A 15,222-nucleotide genomic window follows, 5' to 3' on the forward strand; every position below is an offset into this window, starting at 1 on the left:
TTTGCGTATATACGAGCGACTAGTGAATATCGCAACATAACGAGGAAAACCATGTCACATCTCGCAGAGCTGGTTGCCAGTGCAACGGCCGCCATTAACCAGGCTTCAGATGTTGCCGCGTTAGACAATGTCCGCGTCGAATATTTGGGCAAGAAAGGGCACCTGACCCTTCAGATGACAACCCTGCGCGAACTGCCGCCAGAAGAGCGCCCGGCTGCAGGTGCGGTGATTAACGAAGCCAAAGAGCAGGTACAGCAAGCGCTGAACGCGCGTAAGGCCGAATTAGAAAGTGCTGCGCTGAATGCTCGTCTGGCTGAAGAAACGATCGATATCTCCCTTCCTGGGCGTCGTATCGAAAACGGCGGTCTGCACCCGGTAACGCGTACAATCGACAGGATTGAAAGTTTCTTCGGTGAGCTGGGCTTTACCGTGGCGACCGGTCCGGAAATCGAAGATGACTATCATAACTTCGATGCGCTCAACATTCCTGGCCATCACCCGGCGCGCGCTGACCACGACACTTTCTGGTTTGACGCGACGCGTCTGCTGCGCACACAGACTTCCGGCGTGCAGATCCGCACCATGAAAGAAAAACAGCCGCCGATCCGTATTATCGCCCCGGGCCGCGTATATCGTAACGATTACGATCAGACTCACACCCCAATGTTCCACCAGATGGAAGGGCTGATTGTTGATACCAACATCAACTTCACCAACCTGAAAGGCACGCTGCACGATTTCCTGCGCAACTTCTTTGAAGAAGACCTGCAGGTTCGTTTTCGTCCTTCCTACTTCCCGTTCACTGAACCATCTGCGGAAGTTGACGTGATGGGCAAAAACGGCAAATGGCTGGAAGTGCTGGGCTGCGGGATGGTTCACCCGAACGTGTTGCGTAACGTTGGAATCGATCCGGAAATCTATTCCGGCTTTGCATTCGGTATGGGTATGGAGCGTCTTACTATGCTGCGTTACGGCGTTACCGATCTGCGTTCTTTCTTCGAAAACGATCTGCGTTTCCTCAAACAGTTTAAATAAAGGCAGGATAAAACAATGAAATTCAGTGAACTGTGGTTACGCGAATGGGTAAATCCGGCGATTGATAGCGATGCGCTGTCAAACCAAATCACGATGGCGGGTCTTGAAGTTGACGGTGTGGAACCTGTTTCCGGCGCGTTCAATGGCGTTGTGGTAGGTGAAGTGGTTGAATGCGGCCAACACCCTAACGCTGACAAACTGCGCGTCACCAAAGTGAATGTAGACGGCGACCGCCTGCTGGATATCGTCTGCGGCGCGCCAAACTGCCGTCAGGGGTTGAAAGTGGCTGTGGCAACCGTTGGTGCCGTTCTGCCGGGCGATTTCAAAATTAAAGCCGCGAAACTGCGCGGTGAACCATCTGAAGGCATGCTGTGCTCGTTCTCCGAGCTGGGTATTTCCGACGATCATAACGGGATTATCGAACTGCCTGCCGATGCGCCAATTGGCACCGATATCCGTGAATACTTGAAGCTTGACGACAACACCATCGAAATCAGCGTCACGCCGAACCGCGCCGACTGCTTAGGCATCATCGGTGTAGCGCGTGACGTTGCTGTACTGAACAAAGCCCCGCTGGTTGAGCCGGAAATCGCGCCAGTAGCCGCGACCATTAGCGACGTCCTGCCGATTCAGGTCGAAGCCGTGGAAGCCTGCCCACGCTATCTGGGCCGCGTGGTGAAAGGCATCAATGTTAAAGCGCCGACCCCGCTGTGGATGAAAGAAAAACTGCGCCGTTGCGGTATTCGTTCTATCGATGCCGTGGTTGACGTGACTAACTATGTGCTGCTCGAACTGGGTCAGCCGATGCACGCATTCGACAAAGACCGCATTGAAGGCGGAATTGTTGTCCGTATGGCAAAAGAGGGTGAGACCCTGGTATTGCTGGACGGCAGCGAAGCGAAGCTGAATGCAGATACGCTGGTGATTGCGGACCACAACAAAGCGCTGGCGATGGGCGGCATCTTTGGTGGCGAACATTCCGGCGTGAATGATGAAACACAAAACGTCCTGCTGGAATGTGCATTCTTCAGCCCGCTGTCTATTACCGGTCGCGCGCGTCGTCACGGTCTGCACACCGATGCATCTCACCGCTATGAGCGTGGTGTCGATCCTGCGCTGCAACATAAGGCCATGGAACGTGCAACGCGCCTGCTGATTGATATCTGCGGCGGTGAAGCGGGCCCAATCATTGACGTGACGAATGAAGCCACGCTGCCAAAACGCGCAACCATTACGCTTCGTCGTAGCAAACTGGATCGTCTGATCGGACACCATATTGCCGATGAGCAGGTGAGTGACATTCTGCGTCGTCTGGGTTGTGACGTGACGGAAGGGCAGGATGAGTGGAAAGCGGTCGCGCCGAGCTGGCGTTTCGATATGGAAATCGAAGAAGACCTGGTCGAAGAAGTCGCCCGCGTATACGGTTATGACAATATCCCGAACACGCCGATTCAGGCGGGTCTTATCATGGGTACGCATCGCGAAGCGGATTTGTCGCTGAAACGTGTAAAAACCATGCTGAATGACAAAGGCTACCAGGAAGTCATTACCTATAGCTTCGTCGACCCGAAAGTCCAGTCGCTGCTGCATCCGGGTGAAGAAGCGCTGCTGCTGCCAAGCCCAATCTCTATTGATATGTCGGCAATGCGTTTGTCCCTGTGGACTGGCTTGCTGTCTACGGTAGTGTATAACCAGAACCGTCAGCAGAACCGCGTACGTATTTTTGAAACGGGTTTACGTTTCGTGCCAGATACGCAGGCCAACCTCGGGATCCGTCAGGATCTGATGCTGGCTGGCGTGATCTGCGGTAACCGTCATGATGAACACTGGAATCTGGCAAAAGAGACCGTTGATTTCTATGATCTGAAAGGCGATCTGGAAGCGGTTCTCGACCTGACAGGCAAACTGGCAGACATTCAGTTCAAAGCTGAAGCGAATCCAGCACTGCATCCGGGTCAGTCTGCGGCGATTTATCTGAAAGGTGAACGTATTGGTTTCATTGGGGTTGTTCATCCTGAACTGGAACGTAAACTTGATCTGAACGGTCGCACTCTGGTGTTTGAACTGGAGTGGAATAAGCTCGCAGACCGCGTGGTGCCTCAGGCGCGTGAAGTTTCTCGCTTCCCAGCGAACCGTCGCGATATCGCAGTCGTTGTGGCAGAAAACGTTCCCGCTGCGGATATTTTATCCGAGTGTAAGAAAGTTGGCGTAAATCAGGTAGTTGGCGTAAACTTATTTGACGTGTACCGCGGTAAGGGTGTTGCGGAGGGCTATAAGAGCCTCGCTATCAGCCTGATCCTTCAGGATACCAGCCGTACACTTGAAGAAGAGGAGATTGCCGCTACCGTCGCCAAATGTGTAGAGGCATTAAAAGAGCGATTCCAGGCATCATTGAGGGATTGAACCTATGGCGCTTACAAAAGCTGAAATGTCAGAATATCTGTTTGATAAGCTTGGGCTTAGCAAGCGGGATGCCAAAGAACTGGTCGAGCTGTTTTTCGAAGAGATCCGTCGTGCTCTGGAAAATGGTGAGCAGGTAAAACTCTCTGGTTTTGGTAACTTCGATCTGCGTGATAAGAATCAACGTCCGGGCCGTAACCCGAAAACGGGCGAAGATATTCCCATTACAGCACGGCGCGTGGTGACCTTCAGACCCGGACAGAAGTTAAAAAGCCGGGTTGAAAACGCAACGCCCAAAGAAGAGTGATTTAACGATACGCAGAGTATGATGCGTATAACTAAAAAGGCCGCTATGCGGCCTTTTTCCTTTTCACTACCGAATCAGCACCGTAGAATCACCTCCATCTCTTTTCAGCAGAATGGAAAACATGCTGACTTTCGCCCATCAACAACAGCGCCGAAATGTGCGCTGGATACTGTCACTGTCAGTACTGATGCTACTGGCAACGATTCTAAGCTTGTGCGCAGGAGAACAATGGATCGCTCCCGGCGACTGGTTCAGCGCCCGCGGCGATCTGTTCGTCTGGCAAATTCGACTTCCCCGTACCCTTGCCGTTTTGCTGGTAGGCGCTGCATTGGCCTTATCTGGCGCAGTGATGCAAGCTCTGTTTGAAAACCCGCTCGCAGAGCCTGGATTACTGGGCGTATCTAACGGCGCGGGAGTCGGGCTTATCGCGGCGGTGCTGCTGGGGCAGGGGCAACTCCCCGGCTGGGCGTTGGGCCTTTGCGCGATTGCCGGGGCGCTGATTATCACGCTTATTCTGCTACGTTTCGCCCGTCGACATCTGTCTACCAGCCGTCTGCTGCTGGCGGGGGTGGCGCTGGGGATTATCTGTAGCGCGCTGATGACATGGGCTATCTACTTCTCTACCTCGTTTGATTTACGTCAGCTGATGTACTGGATGATGGGGGGCTTCGGTGGCGTAGACTGGCATCAGGCCTGGCTCATGGTGGCGTTGATTCCGGTGTTGGTGTGGATTTGCTGTCAGTCGCAGCCGATGAATATGCTGGCGTTAGGAGAGACTTCTGCACGTCAGTTGGGACTGCCATTATGGTTCTGGCGCAACCTGCTGGTGGTTGCCACAGGCTGGATGGTTGGCGTGAGCGTGGCTCTGGCAGGGGCGATTGGTTTTATTGGGCTTGTGATCCCGCATATTTTGCGACTGTGCGGCCTCACCGATCACCGTGTTTTACTGCCAGGTTGTGCGTTGGCTGGCGCAATCGCATTATTGTTTGCTGATGTTGTCGCGCGTTTGGTGCTGGCCTCGGCTGAGTTACCTATCGGCGTGGTAACGGCCACCATGGGTGCACCGGTATTTATCTGGCTATTGTTAAAAGCCGCGCGCTAGAACGCGTTGGTTCGGTCTATGATTAAAAACTGAAAATCCACCTGTTGTTCTGGAGATGCTATGCAAAACACTATCCTCGATACAGAAGTGACGACCATCGACGGCGAAGTTACCTCACTGCAGCCGTATTCCGGGAATGTGCTGTTAATCGTCAACGTTGCTTCAAAATGTGGACTGACGCCGCAGTACGAGCAACTGGAAAATCTGCAGAAAGCCTGGCACCAACAGGGCTTCAGCGTTCTTGGTTTCCCTTGCAATCAGTTTCTGGGCCAGGAGCCGGGCAGCGAAGAGGAAATAAAAATGTACTGCAGTACCACATGGGGCGTAACTTTCCCGATGTTCAGCAAAATTGACGTCAACGGCGAGGGACGCCATCCGCTGTATCAGAAGCTGATTGATGCCGCGCCAACGGCCGTTGCGCCTGCGGATAGTGGGTTCTACGAGCGAATGGCGAGCAAAGGTCGTGCGCCGCTCTACCCGGACGATATCCTGTGGAATTTCGAGAAGTTTTTAGTGGGTCGCGATGGAAAAGTGCTGCAACGATTCTCACCGGATATGACGCCTGAGGATCCCATCCTGGTGCAAACCATCAAGCAGGCGCTGGCAAACTAATGTCTCGATTGATGCAGCTACAGGACGTCGCGGAATCGACCCGTCTCGGCCCGCTTTCTGGTGAGATCAAAGCAGGAGAGATCTTGCATTTAGTGGGACCAAACGGTGCCGGAAAAAGTACGCTGTTGGCGCGTATGGCGGGTCTGACAAACGGAGAGGGCAGTATCACTTTTGGTGATATGCCGTTGGAGGAATGGCCCGCCGCCAGGCTGGCGCAATATCGCGCCTATCTTGCGCAACAGCAAAATCCGCCGTTTGCCATGCCGGTCTGGCATTTTCTGACGCTGCATCAACCCGACAAAGCACGCACCGATCTGTTACAGGAGATCGCCGATGCGCTCGGCCTGGGAGATAAACTGGGGCGCGGCGTGAACCAACTTTCCGGCGGTGAGTGGCAGCGTGTGCGCCTGGCTGCGGTTATCCTGCAGATTTGCCCACAAGCGAATCCATTAGGTCAGCTTTTACTGCTGGATGAGCCGATGAACAGTCTGGATGTCGCGCAACAAAACGCACTGGACCGCTTGTTGAGTCAGCTGTGTTTGCAGGGCATAGCGATTGTGATGAGTAGCCACGACCTTAATCACACCTTACGCTATGCGCATAAAGCCTGGCTACTCAAACGCGGGAAACTGCTTGCCAGTGGTTCACGAGATGCGGTACTGACGCCGGCCAATCTGTCTGCGGCCTATGGCGTCAACTTCCGACGTTTGGATATTGAAGGGCACAGAATGCTCATATCAACCACTTAAGTGAAATGGGTTCTTGAAAATCATATAATTTCCACGCTAAATTGGCATAAAAATAAAATTCAGAGGATTCGTACTGAATGCGCTTTGGGCTCCTTTTCATCACAGCATTGTTTTTGGCGGGCTGCAGCAGCCATCGTGCGCCTGCGCCAAATGCCCGCTTGTCGGATTCTATTGCCGTTATCGCCGGTCTTAATGATCAGCTACAAACCTGGCATGGCACACCCTATCGTTATGGCGGTATGAGTCGTAGTGGGGTGGATTGTTCTGGATTTGTTTTGATGACGATGCGCGATAAATTCGACCTGCAACTCCCGCGCGATACGCGTACGCAATCAAAGATTGGTACCGAAATTGATAAAGACGATTTGCTGCCCGGCGATCTGGTTTTCTTTAAAACTGGGTCTGGGGAAAGCGGTCTACATGTTGGTATTTACGATACCAATAATCAATTTATTCATGCTTCAACCAGCCGTGGCGTGATGCGCTCGTCTCTGGATAACGTTTACTGGCGTAAAAACTTTTGGCAGGCGCGACGTATTTAATCCCCCGCAACTCCGAGGCTGCCATCGAGTGCGCAGCCTCAACATCACCATTTGAAAGTTAACTTTTATTTCTGCTTTTGGTTAGACAATACCCCTGAACATTAAGAGCGTATCTTGCTAAAAATATGATTTATTCCGAGATATTAAAAAGTGCAAAGCTGGATATTCGCTTATAATCAGGATAAGCTAAAAAAAAGGATTCGATTTACCGGCTAAAAAGGGAAAAATGAAAGGGCCTCTACTTGCATCAGCAGTAACGTATTTCTCCATCCTTTGCTACAGGATGCCGGATAACACCCATGCAGCGGGGCTGGCACGATGATTGTTTCACTGGATAATCTTTACCATTCTGAGTTCTCTTTTCTTCCTGCGAGAAGCGAAAAAGGCGATCTTGAATTCGTCGATATCATCACCAGTTTCGCCAGTGCGCATGGGGATGTGCGTATACCCACCGAGCTGGTCCTACCTCGGATGTCAGACGACGAACAATGTCGTTTATTTGTAGAAAAACTAGAATTAATCGAAACGTGCCAACATTTTTTTATTCAGCGAAAAGTATCCGCCTGGATTAATTTAACGCCAGCAGTTGCTAATACTTTATTATCAGATACTGAACTTGCTTCACAAGTTGAACGATTTTCATTTCTGGAGCTGACTATTCATGAAAGCTATCCGGAGTTAAACAAAGGTAAAGATAATCCAATATTGGCCGCACTTGCTGCGCGATTTCCATTAGTCCTGACAAACTATGGTTCTGGCGGTATATCAACCCGGGCAATTTTTGACGGCCTGTTCAAACGCGTCGTGCTGGATAAAAACTTTGTTCAACAAAGGATTGCACATATTTCGTTTGAACCGTTTATGCGGGCTATTCTGGCGCAACTATCGCCCAGCTGTGAGTCAATAATCATTAGCGGAATTGATACACAAGAGATGCTGGAGCGCGTCTTGCCTGTGGGATTCAGTGCCATGCAGGGAGGATTGTGGCCTGCGGTGCCACCTGCGCAGATAATTTCGCTCGCTAAGATATAACCCTTTTTTTTGCTGGTGTTTAACAGGCTATTAACAGTCTACACTAGAGGCAGGAGGCCCTATGACCCTGTCTTTTACCACTCGCTGGCGTGATGAACTACCAGCAACCTATACCGCGCTTTCACCCACCCCTCTGAAAAACGCGCGCCTTATCTGGCATAACGATGCGCTGGCGGAGCAATTAGCCATTCCTGCGGCGCTATTTGATATTCCGACTGGTGCAGGCGTTTGGGGCGGCGAATCGTTGCTTCCCGGGATGTCGCCTTTAGCCCAGGTTTATAGTGGGCATCAGTTCGGCGTCTGGGCTGGTCAGCTTGGCGACGGACGTGGGATCCTGCTGGGCGAACAACAGCTCGCGGATGGTTCAACGTTTGACTGGCACCTGAAAGGCGCCGGACTCACGCCGTATTCCCGCATGGGTGATGGGCGTGCCGTGTTGCGCTCGACCATTCGTGAAAGCCTGGCCAGTGAAGCGATGTACTACCTGGGAATACCGACCACGCGGGCATTGTCGATTGTCACCAGTGACACGCCGGTTTATCGCGAAACGGTCGAAGCAGGGGCGATGCTCATTCGCGTGGCGCAAAGCCATATGCGGTTTGGCCACTTTGAGCATTTTTACTATCGCCGAGAGCCGGAAAAAGTGCGTGAGTTGGCTGACTTTGCGATTCGCCATTACTGGCCGCAATGGCAGGAAGAAGCCGATAAGTATCAGCTGTGGTTTAACGATGTTGTCACGCGTACTGCGACGTTAATCGCTGACTGGCAAGCGGTAGGATTTGCGCATGGTGTTATGAACACGGACAACATGTCGATTCTGGGACTGACGATGGATTACGGTCCATTCGGTTTTCTTGATGACTACGAGCCCGATTTTATCTGCAACCACTCTGACAACCAGGGGCGATACAGTTTCGATAACCAACCGGCTGCCGCGCTGTGGAACTTGCAACGTCTGGCGCAAACCCTGTCGCCGTTTATCCCGGTCGAGGCGCTAAATGATGCGCTGGACAGTTACCAGCTGGCGCTGTTAACTCGCTATGGTCAGCGGATGCGGCAAAAGCTCGGCTTCTTTAGCGAGCAGAAAGACGATAACGAACTGCTTAGCGAACTGTTTAGTCTGATGGCGAGGGAAAGAAGTGATTATACGCGAACGTTTCGTATGCTCAGCCAAACGGAACAACACAGTGCGCAATCCCCACTGCGCGATGAGTTTATCGACCGCGCGGCGTTTGACGACTGGTTCACGCGGTATCGCTCGCGCCTTCAGCAAGACAATATTGCCGATGCAGTCAGACAAACACAGATGAAGGCGGTAAATCCGGCGATGGTATTACGTAACTGGCTGGCGCAACGGGCGATTAGCCAGGCAGAGCAGGGGGATTACGCCGAACTGCACCGGTTGCACCAGGTGTTGCGTACCCCGTTTGCCGATCGCGATGATGACTATGCCAGCCGTCCACCTGACTGGGGCAAACGGCTGGAAGTGAGTTGTTCAAGCTAAGGGGCCAGAAATACCTGCGGGGAGGCGCTGGCCGGATGCTGGCCAACGTGTACCTGAGCACCGTACCAGCGCTTCAGATCATCGGCCTGTAACACAGTTTCCGGTGTTCCCTGCGACACCAGCCTGCCGTTGTGCAGCAGCACTATTCTGTCTGCCCACAGTGCGGCGAGGTTCAGATCGTGAAGCACAATGCACACATGCAGCTCACCCGAAGCGGTTAGCGTTTTTAGCATGCGCAACAGATGCTGCTGGTGGTAAAGATCCAGCGCGGAGGTCGGTTCATCAAGGAATAACCAACCGCGAGGCGCACCGTCGTACCAGAGTTGCGCCAGCGCACGGGCTAACTGCACTCGCTGTTGCTCGCCGCCGGAAAGCGCGGCGTATTGCCGGCCTGCCAGAGGCGTACATCCGGTCATCTCCATTACCTGTGCAATAAGCTCAGGTTCCGGTCGTTGGGTCCAGGGCGCGCGACCCATCGCGATGACGGCCTCTACCGGCCAGTCAAATCCCAGTTGCGTTTGCTGACGCATTACCGCCCGGTGTCGCGACAGCATTTGGGTAGGCCACTCCTCCAGCGGTTTGCCCGCCAGCACGCAGCGCCCGGTAGCCGGTTTCAGAAAACCGGTCAGCAAGCGTAGCAGAGTGGATTTCCCCGCACCGTTTGGGCCGATGAGCGCCACCAGTTCACCTTTTGTAAGGGCGAGTGATACGTCGTCGATCACCGCTCTGCCAGCTACGTGATAGTGAAGCCCTTCAGCGATGAAATGTTCAGCCATGCGGTCCTCGCTGACGAAAAATAAGCCATAAAAACCACGGTGCGCCGAGAAGACTGGTCAACAGACCGACCGGCATCTCCGCAGGCGCAACCGCCGTACGGGCCAGTGTGTCTGCAATCAGCAATAAAAACGCGCCCGCCAGCACGGAACCCGGAATAACGGCCCGATGGTCTGAGCCGAGCCACATACGTATTAAATGTGGGATGACCAACCCGATAAAGCCAATCACGCCGCTTACCGCCACGGCTGAGGCAACCAGTAGTGCGCTACAAAGCAGCAAAATACGCTGGATTGTACGCACATCAACGCCGAGATAATGCGCCTCTTCCTCACCCAGTTGCAGAAGATTCAGCGCCGGAGCAAGTCGCCAGATGATCAGCACTGTCGGGATTGTCAGTGAAGTGACAGCCAACAGTGTGGACCACTGCGCGGCCCCCAGACTTCCCATTCCCCATAGCGACAGCTGGCGCAGTTGCGCATCATTACTGACCCACGACAAAACGCCAACCGCCGCCCCACAGAGCGCGTTAATGGCAATGCCGACCAGCAGCAGGCGTGAGAGTGAACCGTCGCGCTGTTGGCTAAGGATAAAAATCACTACGGTTGCCGCCAGCGCGCCGAAAAAAGCGGCCAGCATTGGAGCATACAACATCAGCAGCGCGGGCAAGGAGACAGGCAGCACCACCCACAGGGCCACAGCGCAGGCGGCGCCGCTGCTTATTCCCAGTAATCCAGGGTCGGCAAGCGGATTGCGAAACAGCCCCTGCATCACGCAGCCAGCGAGCGCCAGAGAGCCGCCAATCACCAGCGCCAGCAGGACGCGGGGCAGACGAATCGTGAGCCAGATTTGACGCAGTGCCTCATCGCCATCACGCCAGAGCAGACTTACCGGCAGGCGCAACGCGCCAAAACCGGTAGCCAGAACCGTCATTACAAGCAGCATCAATGCCAACATCCACAACGAACAGGTGATCCGCCGGGACATCAGGGCAATTGCTCCGCTTTAGCACGAAGCTGCAAAATAGCCTGTGGTGTGCGAATGCTGAAGCCCAACAGCGCCATGTCGTCAACCTGCAATACCTGTTTATTCCTTCCGGCAGGTGTTTGCGCAAGTCCTGGTAGCGCCCACAGGTTTGCCTCGCCACCCATCGCCTTAACACCTTCTTGTGAAATCACTACCAGATCGGGCTGGCTGGCAATGACGCCTTCTTGTGACAGCGGCTGATAGCGATTAACGCCCTGCATCGCGTTGCGTAGACCAGCGGCACGAATCGCCGCATCAGCTCCGGTTTGCTGGCCCGCCGCCATCGCGGTCATCCCACCATGATTGAGAATAAACAGCACACGTTTATTAAGTTCAGATGACGGGAGCGTCGCCAGTTCCTGACGTAACGTTGCGCGCAGCGTTTCGCCGTCGGCCTCCCGATGAGTAGCCTCGGCGATAACCCGAACTTTTTCATCAATCGCGTTAAGATCGTTGCTTGCTGGGATCGTGACAACCCTGACATTGCTCTGCTCGATCTGTTTTAACACCAGAGAAGGCTGCGCCTGTGCGCTGGCAAGGACCAGCGTAGGGCGTGTGGCAAGGATCCCTTCGGCGTTGAGCTGGCGCAAATAACCAACATCAGGTAACGCGGTTGCCGCAGCAGGCCATTGACTGGTGCTGTCTCTCGCCACAAGGGAGGGTTGTGCTCCCAGTGCGTATACGATCTCGGTGACATCGCCACCGAGGGCAACAACTCGTTCCTCGGGTGCAGCCAGTGCGGCGAAGGGCAGCAGCGCGATCAGGGCCAGCAGTTTTTTCATGCGGCCAGTCCTTTCGGCGTTAGCGCGTCAATCTGTGTGCGCCATTGCGTCTGTTCCGGCTCGCCTTCCGTACGTTGACCATACAGTTGTGCGATTTGCGTACCGTCGGCAGCAAACAGTTCCAGACTGGTGACGTGACCATCGGCGGTCGGTTTGCGCGTCACCCACGTTTCAGCCACGCTCTCTTCCAGCAGATGTAGGGTAAAGGTTGGGTTGAAGATGTTTAGCCAGCCTTTCATCGGTACCAGTTTTTCAATCACGCCGGTAAAAATCTGTACACAGCCGCGATTACCCACAAAAACCATAATTTCGTTGCCATCCTGACGCGCGGTGTCGAGTAACTGCGCCAGTGCACTATTAGAAACCTTACAGGCCAGATCGTCGCCCACCAGATTAAACGCCTGTTGGCGGGTGAGTTCATGGCGTTTCAGCAGACCGAAGAACTGGTGGACATCGGTCATCGCTCGCCACTCTTGATCAACGGTCTGCGCATCGACCGTGACGGCGGCAGGCGCGGAATTGTTGGCAGGTTGCAGTGCCAGCGGCGGGTTTTCTGCAAAGATGAAACGGGTCAGCAACGCTGCCCATTCCTCAACGAGGGTATTTTGCGTGGTATAGACCTTCAGCAGCGCATCTCCCTGATGGTCGAAGAACTGAATGCTCTGACGCTCACCATGGGCGGTTGTTTCGCTGATATGAAAGGTGCTGGCCCACTGATTCAGGAAAAGACGCAGATCGAGGGCGCGCGGATTGAGAACCAGTCCGGCATGACCGTTGAGGTGCTGATTGGTAAAAGCACCCACCTGCTCATGTACTGCGTATTCATTGCGGCAAATACATTTGGTTTCGCCAACTGCTTCCAGTGCGCTGAGAATTTCACGCACTTCGCCACGTAAGCGCCAGGCATCGTGACCGACGCGTGCAAAGGTCAGTTCGGCTTCGCTAATATTCATCAACCCCGCAATATCACGTGCGTATTTGCCAGGATTTTCTTTCTTCAGTTCCAGCCAGCGTGTGTAATGATTCATTGTCTCTTCCTTCCAGATTGCGGCCCCGGCGAACCGGGGAAAAGTGATTACCACTGATAACTCACGAAAATTTTGCCATTACGACCATCCTGCGGAATGCCTTGCGGCGACCAGTACTCTTTGTCGAAGGCGTTGCCCAGTACCAGCGTGGTGGTCATGCCTTTCAGCGCTTGTTGGCCCTGATAGCTGACGTAGAAATCGTTTACCGCATAGCCGGGCTGTTTAGCGTAGGTGCTGCTGATATGCGTTGAACGGTCAGCAAATGTCCCTATCCAGCCGACAGAGAAACCGCTGTGCGCAACTGGCACATTCAGTTTGCTGGTGACGGTGTCCGGGTTAATGCTTGAAATGTATTCGCCGGTGTCAGTATCTTTTCCGCGTGTGCGGTTATAGGCCATGTCGAGGCTGAACAGATCGGTGGAATATTTCGCCATCACATCCCAGCCCCAGATTTTGGCGTTGGGTACGTTATAGGACATGGTTGTCGCAGCGGCGAAATCGACGCTGGTGGAGATGTAATCTTTCGCTTTGGTGTCGAAATAGCTGGCTTTAAATTCGAGCGCGTCGCTCGCCATCAGAAGATCGTCAAAGCGCAGGCCAAATCCGTATTCCTGTGTTTCGTTGGTTTCCGGGCGCAGGTTAGGGTTCGGCACCCAGTAGTTGGTGTAAAAACGACCAATCGAGAAGTGTTTCGCATCATTATACATCTCGCCCATAGTCGGGGCACGGAAAGCCTGAGCGTATGAACCGAACAGCATCAGCCAGTCAGTTGGCGCAACCGTTAATCCGGCGCGGGACGACCATTTATCGGCATCGACATCTTCATAACCGTCGCTGCTGCCGCGATAAGAGTCATAACGGGTACCGCCCAGCAGCGTAACCGGTAGGTCGCGCAGGGTGATTTCATCCTGTAGCCAGCCGGAGCTGAAATCGATCTTAGCCTCCGGGAAGCCAGTTGTTGCTCCTCCCGGTTGTTGCTCCTGACGATAGTATTCACCGCCGTAGGTCAACAGGTGAGATGCAAAAGAGTCGGTAAACAGACGGCTGCGGTTGTCGATCTTCCCGCCTTTGGTGGTTTGCTTGCGAAATTCGCCAGTGTTATCTGCATTCTGAGCATTAATGCGCGCTTCGGACCAGTAGATACGGGCGTCAGCGTTCAGCCAGTCATTGTCCGCCGGAGCGAGCGAGTAGGTCAGTTGCGCATCACGCTGGATCGTTGAACGGTTGGTCATCGGATTGCTGGCATCCGCCGCGCTGGTCTGCGGGTTTTTAGGTTCCCGGGCGTCATTATTGTAGTAACGCAGCGAACCGGCCAGCGTCTGGGCGCTGTCAATTTTCCAGCTACCTTTCGCCAGCATATTGTTAATTGCTTCGTCATTCGGCGCAGTAGTACCGTCACTCTGGCGTAAATCACCGCGATCGCGGCTGGACCAGGCAAGCAGTCCGTCCAGCGTATCGGTACGGCCATACGTGCTGGCGCCCATGCCGAGACTGTGATCGCCGGTCGCCGCGGTACCGAACACGCGATAACCACTGTTTTTCCCGACGTCCAGTAGATCTTTGGCATCTGCAGTGTCATAGGCGATCACGCCGCCTAGCGCGCCGCTACCGTACAGTAGTGCGGAAGGGCCACGCACGACTTCGATGCGTTTGATAAGCGCCGGGTCGAGGAAGGTACTGTTCAGGTGTCCGGTGTCGGTTCCCTGACGAACGCCGTCAACCAGTACCAGAACTCCGCGTCGATCATAGCCGCGCAGATTCACGTCCTGGCCGTTGGTACGGCCCGTACCGTCAAGGGTCAGGCCTGGAACCTTACGTAACAGGTCGGCAGCCGAGCTGGCGGTTTGGTTTTCTGGGGCGGTGGCGTCAATGACGCTAACCATCATTGGCGCTTCAAAGGCGCTACGGGCATTGCCGGTGGCGGTAACGGTCATATCCTCGACCGCCGCCCAGGCGACGGCGGGCAGGTTACTGATAATCGCCAGCGCCAACAGCGATGGGCGCAGGGAAGCGGTGTGCAGGTAAGGCATAGCAACTCTCCATTAGGAAATCGAAAAGCGCTGGCTGCCTGGGTATGACCTGGGTGGCTGGCGAAATGTGTTGTTTATTTAGTCAGAATGAGTTTTCCTGCTTGTGTCTGGCGCAGCAGGTAGTGCTGACCATCATGTTCTATGATCACGCGTCCTTCGTTACCAAGCAGGGTTTTACTGTCAATTCGTCGCTCGTTTGGCGCGACGGAAGGCGGTGTTTTGTCTTTTGCAGGCGTTGCCGTTGTGTTATCCATACGTGACATAGTGTTTAAAAATAACAATCAATATAACAATGATAA

The 15,222-nt window shown here is 53.9% G+C and carries 15 protein-coding genes; 9 read left to right on the top strand and 6 right to left on the bottom strand.

The window, feature by feature from the left end:
* Positions 1-51: 51 nt before the first annotated feature.
* The 9 genes from pheS (at position 52) to selO (ending at position 9,283) form a co-directional block, all read left to right on the top strand.
* Complete coding sequence (pheS, locus tag OGY68_RS16620) at positions 52-1,035, top strand: phenylalanine--tRNA ligase subunit alpha (protein WP_003832580.1); 984 nt, start codon at positions 52-54, stop codon at positions 1,033-1,035.
* Positions 1,036-1,050: 15 nt separating this feature from the next.
* On the top strand, positions 1,051-3,438 hold the full coding sequence (gene pheT / locus OGY68_RS16625; RefSeq protein WP_286617269.1) for a phenylalanine--tRNA ligase subunit beta: 2,388 nt from the start codon (positions 1,051-1,053) through the stop codon (positions 3,436-3,438).
* 4 nt (positions 3,439-3,442) lie between these two features.
* Positions 3,443-3,742 (top strand): integration host factor subunit alpha, encoded by a 300-nt coding sequence (gene ihfA, locus OGY68_RS16630; RefSeq protein WP_003030571.1) that lies wholly within the window; start codon positions 3,443-3,445, stop codon positions 3,740-3,742.
* A gap of 121 nt (positions 3,743-3,863) precedes the next feature.
* Positions 3,864-4,844 (top strand): vitamin B12 ABC transporter permease BtuC, encoded by a 981-nt coding sequence (btuC, locus tag OGY68_RS16635; protein WP_003832584.1) that lies wholly within the window; start codon positions 3,864-3,866, stop codon positions 4,842-4,844.
* 60 nt (positions 4,845-4,904) lie between these two features.
* Entirely contained in the window at positions 4,905-5,456 is a 552-nt protein-coding gene (locus OGY68_RS16640) for a glutathione peroxidase (protein ID WP_057066969.1), read from the top strand.
* Entirely contained in the window at positions 5,456-6,205 is a 750-nt protein-coding gene (gene btuD / locus OGY68_RS16645) for a vitamin B12 ABC transporter ATP-binding protein BtuD (protein WP_286617271.1), read from the top strand. The genes OGY68_RS16640 and btuD overlap by 1 nt, the downstream gene beginning before the upstream one ends.
* Before the next feature lie 77 nt (positions 6,206-6,282).
* A complete protein-coding gene (locus OGY68_RS16650) occupies positions 6,283-6,747 on the top strand; it encodes a C40 family peptidase (protein ID WP_057066972.1) in 465 nt (154 codons plus the stop codon).
* A gap of 318 nt (positions 6,748-7,065) precedes the next feature.
* Positions 7,066-7,779, top strand: a complete 714-nt coding sequence (locus tag OGY68_RS16655; RefSeq protein WP_057066974.1) for an EAL domain-containing protein — start codon at positions 7,066-7,068, stop codon at positions 7,777-7,779.
* Between the two features lie 61 nt (positions 7,780-7,840).
* On the top strand, positions 7,841-9,283 hold the full coding sequence (gene selO, locus OGY68_RS16660; protein ID WP_057066977.1) for a protein adenylyltransferase SelO: 1,443 nt from the start codon (positions 7,841-7,843) through the stop codon (positions 9,281-9,283).
* Here the strand turns inward: selO and OGY68_RS16665 are convergent.
* From OGY68_RS16665 to hemP, 6 genes are all read right to left on the bottom strand, one after another.
* On the bottom strand, positions 9,280-10,059 hold the full coding sequence (locus OGY68_RS16665) for a heme ABC transporter ATP-binding protein (protein WP_057066979.1): 780 nt from the start codon (positions 10,057-10,059) through the stop codon (positions 9,280-9,282). The genes selO and OGY68_RS16665 overlap by 4 nt on opposite strands.
* Positions 10,052-11,044: a FecCD family ABC transporter permease gene (locus OGY68_RS16670; RefSeq protein ID WP_057066981.1), complete on the bottom strand. Its 993-nt coding sequence runs from the start codon at positions 11,042-11,044 to the stop codon at positions 10,052-10,054. The genes OGY68_RS16665 and OGY68_RS16670 overlap by 8 nt, the downstream gene beginning before the upstream one ends.
* On the bottom strand, positions 11,044-11,865 hold the full coding sequence (locus tag OGY68_RS16675) for a heme/hemin ABC transporter substrate-binding protein (RefSeq protein ID WP_057066982.1): 822 nt from the start codon (positions 11,863-11,865) through the stop codon (positions 11,044-11,046). Before OGY68_RS16675 ends, OGY68_RS16670 begins: the two co-directional genes overlap by 1 nt.
* Complete coding sequence (gene chuS, locus OGY68_RS16680; RefSeq protein ID WP_048226740.1) at positions 11,862-12,893, bottom strand: hematinate-forming heme oxygenase ChuS; 1,032 nt, start codon at positions 12,891-12,893, stop codon at positions 11,862-11,864. The genes OGY68_RS16675 and chuS overlap by 4 nt, the downstream gene beginning before the upstream one ends.
* A gap of 47 nt (positions 12,894-12,940) precedes the next feature.
* Positions 12,941-14,923 (bottom strand): TonB-dependent hemoglobin/transferrin/lactoferrin family receptor, encoded by a 1,983-nt coding sequence (locus OGY68_RS16685; protein WP_008784586.1) that lies wholly within the window; start codon positions 14,921-14,923, stop codon positions 12,941-12,943.
* A 74-nt stretch (positions 14,924-14,997) separates the two neighbouring features.
* Positions 14,998-15,186 (bottom strand): hemin uptake protein HemP, encoded by a 189-nt coding sequence (gene hemP / locus OGY68_RS16690; protein ID WP_032943171.1) that lies wholly within the window; start codon positions 15,184-15,186, stop codon positions 14,998-15,000.
* Positions 15,187-15,222 lie beyond the last annotated feature (36 nt).

This window comes from Citrobacter sp. Cpo065, from assembly GCF_030332805.1.
GTDB lineage: Bacteria > Pseudomonadota > Gammaproteobacteria > Enterobacterales > Enterobacteriaceae > Citrobacter > Citrobacter portucalensis.

Coding starts and splice junctions, on each gene's coding strand:
- pheS (WP_003832580.1), top strand. CDS start 52: ATGTCACATCTCGCAGAGCTGGTTGCCAGTGCAACGGCCGCCATTAAC.
- pheT (WP_286617269.1), top strand. CDS start 1,051: ATGAAATTCAGTGAACTGTGGTTACGCGAATGGGTAAATCCGGCGATT.
- ihfA (WP_003030571.1), top strand. CDS start 3,443: ATGGCGCTTACAAAAGCTGAAATGTCAGAATATCTGTTTGATAAGCTT.
- btuC (WP_003832584.1), top strand. CDS start 3,864: ATGCTGACTTTCGCCCATCAACAACAGCGCCGAAATGTGCGCTGGATA.
- OGY68_RS16640 (WP_057066969.1), top strand. CDS start 4,905: ATGCAAAACACTATCCTCGATACAGAAGTGACGACCATCGACGGCGAA.
- btuD (WP_286617271.1), top strand. CDS start 5,456: ATGTCTCGATTGATGCAGCTACAGGACGTCGCGGAATCGACCCGTCTC.
- OGY68_RS16650 (WP_057066972.1), top strand. CDS start 6,283: ATGCGCTTTGGGCTCCTTTTCATCACAGCATTGTTTTTGGCGGGCTGC.
- OGY68_RS16655 (WP_057066974.1), top strand. CDS start 7,066: ATGATTGTTTCACTGGATAATCTTTACCATTCTGAGTTCTCTTTTCTT.
- selO (WP_057066977.1), top strand. CDS start 7,841: ATGACCCTGTCTTTTACCACTCGCTGGCGTGATGAACTACCAGCAACC.
- OGY68_RS16665 (WP_057066979.1), bottom strand. CDS start 10,059: ATGGCTGAACATTTCATCGCTGAAGGGCTTCACTATCACGTAGCTGGC.
- OGY68_RS16670 (WP_057066981.1), bottom strand. CDS start 11,044: ATGTCCCGGCGGATCACCTGTTCGTTGTGGATGTTGGCATTGATGCTG.
- OGY68_RS16675 (WP_057066982.1), bottom strand. CDS start 11,865: ATGAAAAAACTGCTGGCCCTGATCGCGCTGCTGCCCTTCGCCGCACTG.
- chuS (WP_048226740.1), bottom strand. CDS start 12,893: ATGAATCATTACACACGCTGGCTGGAACTGAAGAAAGAAAATCCTGGC.
- OGY68_RS16685 (WP_008784586.1), bottom strand. CDS start 14,923: ATGCCTTACCTGCACACCGCTTCCCTGCGCCCATCGCTGTTGGCGCTG.
- hemP (WP_032943171.1), bottom strand. CDS start 15,186: ATGTCACGTATGGATAACACAACGGCAACGCCTGCAAAAGACAAAACA.